The sequence below is a fragment of the Bacillus sp. FSL R5-0434 genome (assembly GCF_038004745.1).
Taxonomy (GTDB): domain Bacteria; phylum Bacillota; class Bacilli; order Bacillales; family Bacillaceae; genus Bacillus; species Bacillus halotolerans.
Map to the genome: position 1 here is coordinate 339973 of NZ_JBBORV010000001.1, position 13920 is coordinate 353892.

Genomic DNA, 13920 nt, shown 5'->3' on the forward strand with positions numbered 1-13920 from the left:
GCAAACAGCCGGAATGAGAAAAGACGGGAGACGAATATATATGAAACAAAGAATCATTGATGAACTAAAACGAATTGAGCAGGAATACAGCGTTAAAATCGTGTATGCCGTTGAATCAGGGAGCCGTGCTTGGGGATTCCCGTCGCAAGACAGCGATTATGATGTCCGCTTTATTTATGTGCCGAAAAAGGAGTGGTATTTTTCAATTGAGCAGGAGCGGGATGTCATTGAAGAGCCGATCCACGATTTGCTGGATATCAGCGGCTGGGAACTGAGAAAAACGCTGCGTCTTTTCAAAAAATCAAACCCTCCGCTGCTTGAGTGGCTGTCCTCAGACATTTTGTATTACGAAGCTTTTACGACCGCAGAGCAGCTGAGAAAGCTGCGAAGCACAGCGTTTAAGCCTGAAGCCAGTGTGTATCACTATATCAATATGGCAAAAAGAAACGTCAAGGATTACCTGCAAGGGCAAGAGGTGAAAATCAAAAAGTATTTTTACGTGCTGCGGCCGATACTGGCGTGTAAGTGGATTGAAAAGCACGGAACCATTCCGCCGATGGATTTTACTGTTTTGATGAATGAATTGATTACGGAACCCGAACTGAGAGCAGAGATGGAAACCTTGCTTGAGCGCAAAAGAAAAGGTGAAGAACTGGATCTAGAAGCAAGAATTCATGTGATTCACCAATTCATTGAAACGGAGATTGAAAGGATTATGGAAGCGGCGAAAACGCTGAAAATCATCAAAAAAGATATCACTCCTGAGTTGAATCGTCTGCTTTTGAATACTGTTGAAGAAGTGTGGAATGATGGAGGAAGCTGATGTTTCATGTCGCTTCCTCTCTCCATATTTCGACAGGAAGTCCCCCGACTTTCTAACTATCTGATTGTGAGAAACCCACAAAAATAATCAGAATCTTTGTATTTTGAGAATATTGCGAACGAAGGTTTTGTCCATTTACAATAAACTCATACAAATACTTCTTAGATTGCGGGGTGTTGAGGTTGGAAGTGATCACAAGAGATTTTTTCTTGTTTTTATCCAAAAGCGGCTTTCTCAATAAGATGGCGAGAAACTGGGGAAGCCGGGTGGCAGCGGGTAAAATTATCGGCGGGAATGATTTTAACAGTTCAATCCCGACAATTCGACAGCTTAACAGCCAAGGCTTGTCAGTTACTGTCGATCATTTAGGCGAGTTTGTGAACAGCGCCGAGGTCGCAAGGGAACGCACGGAAGAATGCATCCAAACCATTGAGACCATTGCGGATCAGCAGCTGAACTCACACGTTTCTTTAAAGATGACGTCTTTAGGTCTCGATATAGATATGGATCTGGTGTATGAAAATATGACGAAAATCGTCCAGACGGCCGAGAAGCATAAAGTCATGGTCACCATAGACATGGAAGACGAGGTCAGATGCCAGAAAACGCTTGATATTTTCAAGGATTTCAGAAGGAAATACGAGTATGTAAGCACGGTGTTACAGGCCTATCTGTACCGGACGGAAAACGATATTGACGATTTGGATTCTTTGAAACCGTTCCTTCGTCTTGTAAAAGGAGCATATAAGGAATCAGAGAAAGTGGCTTTTCCGGAAAAAAGCGATGTCGATGAGAACTACAAAAAAATCATCCGAAAGCAGCTCTTAAATGGTCACTACACAGCGATTGCGACACATGACGATAAAATGATCGATTATACAAAGCAGCTTGCCAGGGAAAACGGCATTTCCAATGACATGTTTGAATTCCAGATGCTGTACGGCATGCGGTCGCAAACCCAGCTCAGCCTCGTAAAAGAAGGTTATAACATGAGAGTCTACCTGCCTTACGGAGAGGATTGGTACGGCTACTTTATGAGACGCCTGGCAGAACGTCCGTCAAACATTGCATTTGCTTTCAAAGGAATGACGAAGAAGTAAAAAAGGAGAGATTACAATGACAACACCTTACAAACATGAACCATTCACAAATTTCCAAGACCAAAACAACGTAGAAGCGTTTAAAAAAGCGCTTGCGACAGTAAACGAATATTTAGGAAAAGACTATCCGCTTGTCATCAACGGTGAAAGAGTGGAAACAGAAGCGAAGATCGTTTCCATTAACCCGGCTAATAAAGAAGAGGTAGTCGGCAGAGTCTCAAAAGCTTCTCAAGAGCACGCTGAGCAAGCAATTGAAGCTGCGGCTAAAGCCTTTGAAGAGTGGAGATACACGTCTCCGGAAGAAAGAGCGGCTGTCCTGTTCCGCGCGGCTGCCAAAGTCCGCAACAGAAAGCATGAATTCTCCGCTTTGCTCGTGAAAGAAGCAGGGAAGCCTTGGAACGAGGCTGATGCTGATACTGCTGAAGCGATTGACTTCATGGAATATTATGCACGCCAAATGATTGAACTGGCAAAAGGAAAACCGGTCAACAGCCGTGAAGGCGAGAAAAACCAATATGTATACACGCCGACTGGCGTAACAGTCGTTATTCCGCCTTGGAACTTCTTGTTCGCGATTATGGCGGGAACAACAGTAGCACCGATCGTTACCGGTAACACAGTTGTTCTTAAACCTGCGAGCGCAACGCCTGTCATTGCTGCGAAATTCGTTGAGGTTCTTGAAGAATCCGGTCTGCCAAAAGGCGTTGTCAACTTTGTTCCTGGAAGCGGAGCGGAAGTCGGTGACTACCTTGTTGATCATCCAAAAACAAGCCTTATCACGTTTACAGGATCAAGAGAAGTCGGTACGAGAATCTTCGAACGTGCGGCAAAAGTTCAGCCAGGCCAGCAGCACTTAAAACGTGTTATCGCTGAAATGGGCGGTAAGGATACAGTTGTAGTGGATGAGGATGCGGACATTGAATTGGCGGCTCAATCCATCTTTACATCTGCATTCGGCTTTGCGGGCCAAAAATGTTCTGCGGGTTCACGTGCTGTTGTCCATGAAAAAGTGTATGATCAAGTATTAGAGCGCGTTATTGAAATTACAGAATCTAAAGTAACGGCAAGCCCTGACAGCGCAGATGTTTACATGGGACCTGTCATTGACCAGGGTTCTTATGATAAAATTATGAGTTATATTGAGATTGGAAAAGAGGAAGGCCGATTAGTAAGCGGCGGCACTGGTGATGATTCAAAAGGATTCTTCATCAAACCGACGATCTTCGCTGACCTTGAACCGAAAGCAAGACTCATGCAGGAAGAAATTTTCGGGCCTGTTGTCGCTTTCTCTAAAGTATCAAGCTTTGATGAAGCATTAGAAGTGGCCAACAATACTGAGTACGGTTTAACGGGAGCGGTGATCACAAACAACCGCAAGCACATTGAGCGTGCAAAACAAGAATTCCATGTTGGAAATCTGTACTTTAACCGCAACTGTACAGGAGCCATCGTCGGCTACCATCCGTTCGGCGGCTTCAAAATGTCCGGCACAGATTCAAAAGCCGGCGGTCCTGATTACCTGGCACTGCACATGCAGGCAAAAACAATCAGTGAAATGTTCTAAAGCGGGACTAAATGGGCATCCTCCCTGCGGGGGTGTCCATTTCATCCATATACTATAAAAAAGAGGAGGAAGTGCCATAGAAAACACACAGCTGATTATTTCAATTTGTATTTATATGGCGGGGATGCTGCTGATCGGCTACTTTGCCTACAAACGTACGTCAAACCTGACGGATTACATGCTGGGAGGACGTTCCTTAGGTCCGGCTGTAACCGCTCTCAGTGCGGGAGCTGCCGATATGAGCGGCTGGCTGCTGATGGGGCTTCCGGGCGCCATGTTTTCAACTGGACTAAGCGGCGTTTGGATTGTGTTCGGGCTTTGCCTTGGAGCATGGGCAAACTGGCTCTACGTCGCGCCGCGGCTGAGAACATATACAGAAAAAGCGGGGAATTCGATTACGATTCCCGGATTCCTTGAAAATCGTTTCGGAGATCAAACAAAGCTCCTCAGACTGTTTTCAGGAATTGTCATTTTAGTCTTTTTCACATTTTATGTATCGTCCGGAATGGTGTCCGGCGGCGTCTTATTCAACAGCATCTTGGGGATGAATTATCACACCGGCTTGTGGATTGTGACTGGTGTTGTTGTCGCGTACACCCTGTTTGGGGGCTTTCTGGCTGTCAGCTGGACAGATTTTGTTCAGGGGATCATTATGTTTGCAGCACTTATTCTCGTTCCTATCGTTACGTTTTTCCACACCGGGGGAATAGGTGAAACAACTGCTGAGATCCGCTCTGTGGACCCTGATATGTTTAATATTTTTAAAGGAACCAGTGTTCTTGGCATCATTTCATTGTTTGCCTGGGGCTTGGGCTACTTCGGCCAGCCGCATATCATTGTGCGCTTTATGGCGATTACGTCTGTCAAAGAGATCAAAAGAGCGCGCAGAATCGGAATGGGATGGATGATTCTTTCGGCAGCCGGCGCAGTGCTGACAGGTTTGGGCGGAATCGCTTATTACCATCAGCGGGGCATGACATTGAAGGACCCGGAGACGATTTTTATTCAATTAGGAAACATTTTGTTCCACCCAATTATCACAGGTTTTCTGATTTCTGCGATTTTAGCGGCCATCATGAGTACGATCTCTTCCCAGCTGCTTGTCACATCAAGCTCTTTGGTAGAGGATTTGTATAAGTCGATGTTCCGGCGCTCAGCTTCTGATAAAGAACTGGTGTTTTTAGGGCGTCTGGCTGTGCTGGCTGTTTCAATTGTCGCGTTAGTTCTGGCATGGGAGAAAAACAATACCATCCTTGGATTGGTCAGCTACGCGTGGGCGGGCTTCGGTGCATCTTTCGGACCGGTTGTACTGCTCAGTTTATTTTGGAAACGAATGACCAAATGGGGGGCACTCGCCGGCATGATTGTAGGGGCAGCGACTGTAATCATTTGGGCGAATGCCGGTCTTTCGGGCTTTCTGTATGAAATCATACCTGGTTTTGCTGCGAGTCTATTATCTGTCTATATCGTCAGCGTATTGACGCAGGCTCCGTCACAAGATGTGACAGACCAGTTTAAAGACTACCAAGATACGATGTCACAATAAAGATCGAAAGGAGGAGGAAGGGGATATCCCTTTTTCCTCTTTTCTCCTTTTAAGACCGCTGTTTTTTCTTTTGGAAACAAACGTATTTTTTTCTATACAAAAAGACCCCGTATGGATATGATTAAAGTAAAAAAAGTATAGGAGAAAAAAGGTATGGAAGAGCTTTTAGAGAGAGTTTTTTCATTTTCAGATGTTGATAAGCTGATTGACTTTATCAGCTATGAACTGCAAAAACCAGTGATACTGGAAAGCGCGGATTTCTTTTTGTTAGCCTACAATTCTTACTATATTAACCATTTTGATTCTGCGAACCAGCAGACTATTTTTTCAAAAAAATGTCCGGTTCAGATTTTTGAGAGGTTTTTGAAGGACGGGATCATTGAAAAGCTGAAAACAGAACCTGAGCCTTTTCGCGTCAATAAAATTGAGAGCATTGGGTTAAATCAGAGAGTAGTCGTGAGTGCGAAGCATAAAGGGGAAGTCATGGGCTACATCTGGATTCAGGAACTGGATCGTGATCTGACAGACGAAGAGCTCGATTTTTTGTACGAGACCTCCTTCCATGTCGGAAAAATTATTTATAAAGCGAACAAGCTGAAACAGGAAAAGGAAGAAAGAGCTGAGGACCTCATCAAACGGGCTATCTATCAGCAATTTATTTCTGAAAAGGAGCTCAGGCGCGAAGCTGAGAGAATCAACACCGTGCTGCCTTCTGTGTTTTCAGTTGTCATCCTGCACGCCGCGAATGGGGATGGGGAAGCGGTGGAAGATTTAAAGGAAAATATCAGGTCTTACCTGAATTTGCGGGATAAAGTCAGTCATGTCTTAACGATAGAATCCAATATTGTCATCGTCGTAGCGAGTTTTTCCCAAAAAAGCTCCGCCTCCTCAGCAGCTGCTGAATTCATTAACAAGCTGTTAACACATTTTCACTTTCAAAAAATTCCTACCCCTATCTATATCGGTATCGGAAACGAATATGACCACATCTTAAAACTTGGCAAAAGTTATACAGAAGCATTGGAAGTCATTAAAGCCGCAGAAATAACCGGTAACCAGGAAAACATTCCATATGAATATGAGAAGCTCGGTATTTATCGTTATTTAGAAAGCATTGAACAGAAAAATGACTTTTTGGAATACGAGAATAAGGATTTGGCTTTACTAAAAGCGAAAGACCAAGAAAGCAGCACCGAGCTGCTGAAGACGCTGGAAATCTATCTCCTCAACAACTGCAAAACAAAACCAGCCGCAGCACAGCTGTTTATTCACCAAAACACATTAAATTACCGCATCAAGCAGATTCTTGAAATGACATCCATCGATTTAAGCGATTTCAGAACGCGATGCCAGCTCTATCTTGATTTGATGCTGATGAAAAAGAAATAAAAAAAGAAACCAGTACTTGTACTGGTTTCGTCTTCAATTAAAATCCTCTGTAAACATACGGATCATCAGGTTTTTTAATGGTGTTCCAGTCCGTCACTTTCACGACAGGGAGGGTGGATTTGAATGGCTGATAGTATTCTGAGGACAAAGTGCCTTTGATATGAATCCATTCATCATCCTTAATATCCATGTCCTTCGGAAATTCCACAAGCATCCCGTAAACGCCGGAATCAGCGATACAGTGAATAATGCCAAACCGCAATACGAAAAGCTGGTTTTTGTTAATCGCGTTTCCTTTATACGCAAATCCATGAAATTCAATCGTACGGCCGAGAAATTCACCCGGATAGTTATAAATGGTTTCCATACCCTTTAAGAAATCATCATCGGTCAGAGAAATCTCTTTTTTACCAGAATATTTTTTATACAGCTGTTTCATCTGCTTGTCATAGCTGTCTTGCGCATAATAAAGGCTGGCATCAGGCCGCAGATACTGGGTTTGGGAGTAGTGATCTCCGCTTTCCATGGCCTTAAACGAGAATCCTTTCGTTTTGACGATGGATGAGTCAAGCGTCGCAATCGGAAAAAAGATGCCTGACACCAAAGGGAAAACAAAAACAAGATAAATAAAATACCGCTGATAAAATGGTTTGTTTTGTTCATGGTCATGATCATGGCCGCAGCCGCAATCATCGTCATGATGATGCCCGCCTTTTTCAGGCGATTTGATAAATAAATACGCTTGAACAGCTGTCAAAATGGCCAGCAGGAAGATCGCAATAAAGGAAAGATAGGCATATTTCATATTGATATATTTTGTTAGATTTCCTGAGGTGTGCAGATGATAAAAGAAAAACGTAAATCCCATCAGCACCAATAGACGAAACATCCAATCACCCCTTTACCAGTAGTGATCCCGCTAAGACGATCACGACAATATACGTAATCAGCAGGAAAACAAATCGTTTTTTGAAGGCCGCGAGCATCATCAAGAGATTCTTAATATCAACCATCGCACCGAAGACGAGAAAGGCGATGAGCGAGCCTAAAGAAAATGTGCTGCTGAAGGAAGATGCAATAAATGCATCCACTTCTGAACAAAGCGACAAGACAAACGCCAGGCCCATCATCACGAGGGAAGATGATACATCATTCTGTCCGATCGCAAGCAGAGTGGATGTTTTGACGTACGTCTGCATCGCAGCTGCGATAAAGGCGCCGATGATTAAATATTTCCCCACGGAGAAAAATTCATCAATGGCGTGACGCAAGGTCCCTCCCAGCTTTTGCAGCAGGGTGTGGTGATGATGATGGCGATGCCCGGGTTCATCAGGCTTTAAAAGCTGGTTATCCTTAAATTGATAGGATAAGATGATGCCGATGATCACCGAAACGGCCAGCGCCAGCCCGCCCCGGTAAAAGACAACGCTCCATCTATTCCCGAATGCAATATACGTAGAAAACAAAACAATGGGATTGATGATAGGAGCAGTCAGCATAAAAGCAACGCCTGCATGAAGAGGAACCCCTTTTAGCAGAAGCCGCCTCGTAATCGGGATAATGCCGCATTCGCAGGCGGGAAATAAGATGCCGGCAAGCGCACCAAATAAGACTGCGAGAAACCGGTTTTTCGGCATGATCCTTGCAATCATTTCTTCAGAAACAAACATTTGAATAATTCCGGACAGAATGACGCCAATCAGAATAAACGGAATGGCTTCTATTAAAATACTGATAAAAATAGAATTCAGCTGAAGAAAAGACGATTGTGCTGTCACAATAAAACCTCCGCTCATGGTAAGCTGCCTCTGATTATATCACGAAAAAAGGCACTGATTGTTTGACGGAAGAGGAGGAAGGATCGTTTCACCTTGTATAGGATTCTAAGAAATCCAGTGGTGAACTGCGGCACCTTTGCAGCAAACATCCTGCGAGGGAATTATTATTCAGGGCCGGCAAAATGGTTGAACACGGACTCTGGAAATATGATATACTTTGTATTGATATTCATTCTCAATTAAACGATATAACGTTAATGATAGATTTGGAACGGGAGGCAGGACGGATGGCTGAAAATCAAGAGGTGTATGACGTCACGATTATAGGCGGGGGACCGATCGGGCTGTTTACGGCTTTTTACTGCGGCATGCGGGAGCTGAAAACGAAAGTGATCGAGTTTTTGCCGCGGCTCGGGGGAAAGGTGTCTTTATTTTTCCCTGAGAAAATCATTCGCGATATTGGCGGGATACCGGGGATTGCCGGGGAGCAGCTGATCGAACAGCTGAAGGAGCAGGCGGCGACGTTTGACCCTGATATTGTGCTGAATCAGCGAGTGACCGGATTTGAGCGTCTGGATGACGGAACCATGGTGCTGACTAGCTCTGAGGGGGAGAAGCACTATACAAGAACCGTTATTTTGGCTGTCGGAATGGGCACGCTGGAGGTCAATGAGTTTGACAGCCAGGATGCAAGCCGATATGCAGGAAAAAATCTTCATTATAAAGTGGAGAAGCTTGATGCGTTTAGAGGCAAACGGGTTGTGATTTCTGGCGGGGGAGATACTGCGGTCGATTGGGCTAATGAGCTGGAACCGATTGCGGCGTCTGTTACTGTCGTGCACCGCAGGGAGGAATTCGGCGGACTGGAAAGCAGCGTGACGAAAATGAAGCAGTCATCTGTGCGGGTGCTTACTCCTTATCGGCTGGAACATCTCAGCGGCACTGAAGAACGCATCGAAAGCGTCACCGTTTGTCATGCTGAGTCTGGACATACCGAGGAAATCGAGCTTGATGAGCTCATTATTAATCACGGGTTTAAAATTGATCTCGGCCCGATGAAGGATTGGGGTCTCGAGATTGAAGAAGGCCGGATTAAAGCTGACAGACATATGCGGACGAATCTTCCGGGCGTGTTTGTTGCGGGGGACGCGGCGTATTATGAAAGCAAGCTCAGATTGATTGTCGGCGGCTTTACGGAAGGCCCGACTGCCGTCAACAGTGCGAAATCTTATCTGGACCCTCAGGCGGAAAATATGGCGATGTATTCCACCCACCACAAAAAATTGGTTCATAAATAAAAAAGCCCTTTGGAAAAGGGCTGTATCATCAGCTGTGGAGGAGCTTTTTCTCCACTTGCTCATTTTGTATAAACGCAAATAATTGCTCTTGGTCTTGTACGGCAGTAAACCCATATGCAGCGGCGGGCGCGCCATCGCCTATACAGATGACAGGGGGGCGGCTTGCTGACGGTTCTGGTGAAATGCCGATTTCTTCTCCTGCGCTGATCAATTGCTGAGCGGACTGCTTGCCGGGGCAAATGATCATGTGCAGAGGAGACTCACTGATCGTCCGTTCGGTCATTCTGGTGAATCGCTCATCTATGACGTTTTCATGGGTGATATAGCACAAACAGGACTCTGATTTCTGCATTTCTTCTACTGAATGACGGCTGCCGACAATCAGCTTTTTAGGTGAATTGTGATGGTGCGCGGATATGATGAAGCCGCGTTTTATAAGCTCTGCCTTTCCTGCTTCTGACGCTGCACTCAGGCGTGCGGTCAGCTGGCGAATGTCGATTCGTTTGGACGCGAGCGCTTGAAAAAATTCGCTAACCGCACGGCGTGATGTGAAGAAAATATCCTCAAAGGTGCTGATCTGTCCTAGAATATCCTCGTTGGCAGGCATTTTTTCAGTACGCCATTTTGGCCATTCGATGACATCGGCACCATAATCGCGCAGCTTGTCTGCCAGCGTATGCTCATCTTCGCCATGAGTGACTATCATCATATGCTGCCCGATGAATGGTTTGCTTTCAAACCAGCTGTGTGTTTGAACGTTTACAATATCACCGATGACGATAATGGCGGGATTTGTGATTTGCTGTTCCTGTATTTTTTGATGGATATCCTGCAGCGTTCCTTTTACGCTCCGCTGGCGGCCCCACGTTCCCCATTGAATCACGATGACAGGGAAAGAAGGAGATTTTCCGTACGCGATGAGCTGCTGGCAAATAAATGGAAGGTTTTTGACACCCATGTAAAACACAAGCGTTTGAACGCTTCGGGCAAGCCCTTCCCAGTCAAGGTTCGGCTTTCCTTTTAAGGATTTATCATGTGCGGTAATCATGGCGAAAGACGAAGCGAAATCCCGGTGCGTGACGGGGATTCCCGCATACAGCGGCGCTGCGATTCCCGAGGTGATGCCCGGTACCATTTCATAGCGGATGCCATGCTGGTGGAGAGCGTCTGCTTCCTCGCCGACTCTGCCAAACACGCTGGGATCTCCGCCCTTTAAACGGACAACAGTTAATCCCTCCGACGCTTTTTCGATCAGCAGGGCATTGATCTCTGCTTGTTTCATAAAATGGCGGTCCGGCAGTTTTCCGCAATAAATGAACTGGCAGTCTGGTGATGCGTATTCGAGCAGCTTTGGGTTTGCGAGCCGGTCATACAAAATGACATCCGCTTCCTCCAGCGCCTGTTTTCCTTTTATGGTGATGAGCCCTGGATCTCCAGGTCCGGCGCCCACAAAATATACGATTCCGTTTTTCATGATCATGTCATCCTTCCGTCACTGTAAAAAATGAAGGATCACTTTGAAAGTGATCCGGTCTTTGATCAATATACGAGATAAACGTATTCTCCTTCGATCAGCGTTTCGTATGTTTTGACACAGCCGTGATCCGGCTCTTGAACGATTCCGTCTTCCAAGGAGATTTTCCAGTCGTGCATCGGACAGAAGACATATTCGCCGCTGACGATACCTTCTGCAAGGACGCCGCCCTTATGGGGACAGCGGTTTTCAATGGCGCGGATGCTCCCGTTTGAAAGCTTAAAGACCGCAAGCTCCTTATCTTCAATATACACTGTTTTTCCTAATTGTTCAGGCAATTCTTCGATTTTTCCGATACATACTTTTGTGACGTCTTTGTTCACCATGTCCATTCCTCCTCAATGTTTGTTTCTGTCATTATGATGTGGTCACGACATTTTCAAATAATTCTTTAGAGGTTTGTTTATCTTCCAGGAAGTCCTTCCACGGATCTTTGTGGACAGAGAGCGTTTCATTCATTCGGTCGTTCAGCTCCAGCCGTTTTTCCGGATCGTTTAAAATATCTTGGACATGGGATAAACCGACGCGCTCCAGCCATGCGGACGTGCGTTCTAAGTAGTTTGCGGTTTCCCGGTAGTATTGAAGATAAGCGCCTGCGTATTCCAAGACTTCTTCATTTGTTTTCACCTTCATCAGCAAGTCGCCGGCACGCAGATGGGTTCCGCCGTTTCCGCCGACGTAAAGCTCCCAGCCTCCGTCGATGCCGACAACGCCAAGATCTTTAATGCCGGACTCTGCACAGTTTCGCGGGCAGGCAGATACGGCCATTTTCACTTTATGAGGCGTGTTGAGTCCTTCAAATTTTTTCTCAAGGTCGATGCCTAAGGCCATGGAGTCTTGTGTGCCGAAGCGGCAGAATTGTTCGCCTACACATGTTTTTACCGTGCGGAGTGTTTTTCCGTACGCGTAGCCTGACGGCATATCAAGATCGGCCCATACCTTTGGCAGGTCTTCTTTTTTCACGCCGATCAAGTCAATACGCTGGCCGCCTGTCATTTTGACGAGCGGGATCTCGTATTTGTCGACGACATCAGCGATTTTGCGAAGATCTTGAGAGTTGGTTACACCGCCGTACATCCGCGGTACGACAGAGTAGGTTCCGTCTTTTTGAATATTGGCGTGCATCCGTTCATTAACAAAGCGGGATGTTCTGTCATCCTCATATTTGGACGGATTGATCATGCCTAAGTAGTAGTTCAGAGCCGGACGGCATTTGGAACAGCCTTCTGGCGTTCTCCAGCCGAGCACGTTCATGACTTCTCTTGTATGTGACAGCCCTTTGGCTTTGATTTCTTCGACTACCTCGTCTCTCGACAATGAGGTGCAGCTGCAAATCGCTTCTTTTTGGGCTGATGCGTCAAAGTCTGATCCCAGCGTATACTGAAGGATGTCTTCTACGAGCGGCTTACAGCCTCCGCATGAGCGGGACGCGCCGGTGCATGCTTTGATTTCATCTGTTGATGAACAGCCCTGTTCCTGGATGGCCTGAATAATTGCTCCTTTTGACACGCCGTTACAGCCGCAGATGATTTCATCATTGCTCATGGCAGCGGTCAGACTTGTGCCGGCTTCTTGGTTGAGAGGCTGTAAAATTGAGATTTTAGAGGTTTCAGAGATATCTGCTTCTTTTTGAATCATCGAAAACAGGCGGTTGCCCTCACTGCTGTCGCCGAATAATACGGCTCCGACAATCTGATTGCCTCGCAGCACGACTTTCTTATAAATGCCATCCTGTTCATCAAAGACCTTAATCGCTTTTTTCTCGTCTGATTCGTTAAAGTCACCGGCAGAAAAGACCTCGACTCCTGATACTTTCAGTTGAGTGGAGAGAACGGAGCCTTCATAAGGTTTCGTTTCAACACCGCAGATATGTTTAGCGAGCACTTTCGTCTGTTCATAGAGCGGCGCCACGAGTCCGTATGCGATTCCTCGGTGCTCGGCGCATTCACCGACCGCATAAACGTGCGGGATTTCGGTTTGCATATAATCGTTGACAATGATGCCGCGGTTGACTGGAATTCCGCTTTCGGCCCCAAGCGCTGTATTCGGACGGATGCCGACGGCCATGACGACCAAATCGGCTTCAACACTTGTGCCGTCTTTGAATCTGACGCCCTCGACCCGGTCATCTCCGAGAATTTCTTCTGTTTGCTTTTCAAGCAGAAAGGTCATTCCTTGTTTTTCTAATTCGTTTTGCAGCAGGCGTCCGGCCGTTGCGTCAAGCTGGCGTTCCATCAGGAAGGGAGCGAGATGGATAACGGAGACTTCCATACCGAGATTCAGCAAACCGCGCGCAGCTTCTAAGCCAAGCAAGCCTCCGCCAATGACGGCTGCTTTTTTATATTGTTTTGACGCGGCGAGCATCGTGTCTGTGTCTTTTATGTCCCGGAAAGCTGTGACGCCTTTTTTGTCTGCACCCGGAATCGGCAGGATAAAAGGGACAGAACCCGTAGCCAGGATCAGTTCATCATAAGGCTGTATTCTGTCTGCATCGGTGATGACGGTTTTGTTTTCGGTGTCCACTTTAATAACTGTTTCATTGGTATACAATTGTATATTGTTTTCTTCGTACCAGTTCCAATCGTTTAACGTAATATCTTTGATATCTGTATCGCCTTGCAGCACTTTTGACAAAAGGATTCGGTTGTAGTTGGGATGCGGTTCGGAGCCAAAAATTGTGATTTGAAATGCGTCTTTTGAAACATTCAGTATCTCTTCAATGGCCCTTACCCCGGCCATTCCATTACCAACAAGAACTAGCTGTTTTTTTCCCATCAGATGATCCGCTCCTTATCAATGTTTTTTCCAGCGTAGCACAGCGAAAAGAAATATTTAAGATGCATGTTATAAAATGTAACAAAAAATACGAAAATTTCTAAAAATTTTAT

The 13920-nt window shown here is 45.8% G+C and carries 11 protein-coding genes; 6 read left to right on the forward strand and 5 right to left on the reverse strand.

Annotation, left to right across the window (positions count from 1 at the left end; genetic code table 11):
- Window positions 1–40: 40 nt before the first annotated feature.
- From NYE43_RS01835 to putR, 5 genes are all read left to right on the forward strand, one after another.
- On the forward strand, window positions 41–823 hold the full coding sequence (locus tag NYE43_RS01835) for a nucleotidyltransferase domain-containing protein (protein WP_340928051.1): 783 nt from the start codon (window positions 41–43) through the stop codon (window positions 821–823).
- Between the two features lie 188 nt (window positions 824–1011).
- Window positions 1012–1923 carry a proline dehydrogenase PutB gene (putB, locus tag NYE43_RS01840; protein ID WP_081638229.1) on the forward strand — a complete coding sequence of 304 codons (912 nt, stop codon included), beginning with the start codon at window positions 1012–1014 and terminating at the stop codon, window positions 1921–1923.
- A gap of 16 nt (window positions 1924–1939) precedes the next feature.
- On the forward strand, window positions 1940–3487 hold the full coding sequence (gene pruA, locus NYE43_RS01845) for an L-glutamate gamma-semialdehyde dehydrogenase (RefSeq protein ID WP_044161972.1): 1548 nt from the start codon (window positions 1940–1942) through the stop codon (window positions 3485–3487).
- A gap of 91 nt (window positions 3488–3578) precedes the next feature.
- Window positions 3579–5033 (forward strand): sodium/proline symporter PutP, encoded by a 1455-nt coding sequence (putP, locus tag NYE43_RS01850; protein WP_024120158.1) that lies wholly within the window; start codon window positions 3579–3581, stop codon window positions 5031–5033.
- A 153-nt stretch (window positions 5034–5186) separates the two neighbouring features.
- Window positions 5187–6422: a proline utilization transcriptional regulator PutR gene (gene putR / locus NYE43_RS01855; protein WP_341060734.1), complete on the forward strand. Its 1236-nt coding sequence runs from the start codon at window positions 5187–5189 to the stop codon at window positions 6420–6422.
- 37 nt (window positions 6423–6459) lie between these two features.
- Here putR and NYE43_RS01860 read toward each other — a convergent pair whose 3' ends face one another.
- Complete coding sequence (locus NYE43_RS01860) at window positions 6460–7311, reverse strand: TIGR03943 family putative permease subunit (RefSeq protein ID WP_103672181.1); 852 nt, start codon at window positions 7309–7311, stop codon at window positions 6460–6462.
- A gap of 4 nt (window positions 7312–7315) precedes the next feature.
- Window positions 7316–8200 (reverse strand): permease, encoded by an 885-nt coding sequence (locus NYE43_RS01865; protein WP_082687818.1) that lies wholly within the window; start codon window positions 8198–8200, stop codon window positions 7316–7318.
- Window positions 8201–8487: 287 nt separating this feature from the next.
- On the opposite strand from NYE43_RS01865, the gene NYE43_RS01870 reads away from it, so the two are divergent.
- Complete coding sequence (locus NYE43_RS01870; RefSeq protein ID WP_340928049.1) at window positions 8488–9498, forward strand: NAD(P)/FAD-dependent oxidoreductase; 1011 nt, start codon at window positions 8488–8490, stop codon at window positions 9496–9498.
- 28 nt (window positions 9499–9526) lie between these two features.
- Here the strand turns inward: NYE43_RS01870 and cobA are convergent, their stop codons facing one another.
- Genes cobA through nasD form a run of 3 tightly spaced genes read right to left on the reverse strand, consistent with a single transcriptional unit; the run spans window position 9527 to window position 13807 of the window.
- Window positions 9527–10978 carry a uroporphyrinogen-III C-methyltransferase gene (gene cobA / locus NYE43_RS01875; protein WP_340928047.1) on the reverse strand — a complete coding sequence of 484 codons (1452 nt, stop codon included), beginning with the start codon at window positions 10976–10978 and terminating at the stop codon, window positions 9527–9529.
- Window positions 10979–11037: 59 nt separating this feature from the next.
- The gene (gene nirD / locus NYE43_RS01880) at window positions 11038–11358 is read right to left on the reverse strand and encodes a nitrite reductase small subunit NirD (protein WP_024120163.1); all 321 of its coding nucleotides are present in this window, start codon (window positions 11356–11358) and stop codon (window positions 11038–11040) included.
- Window positions 11359–11389: 31 nt separating this feature from the next.
- The gene (nasD, locus tag NYE43_RS01885) at window positions 11390–13807 is read right to left on the reverse strand and encodes an NADPH-nitrite reductase (RefSeq protein ID WP_340928045.1); all 2418 of its coding nucleotides are present in this window, start codon (window positions 13805–13807) and stop codon (window positions 11390–11392) included.
- Between the last annotated feature and the right edge of the window lie 113 nt (window positions 13808–13920).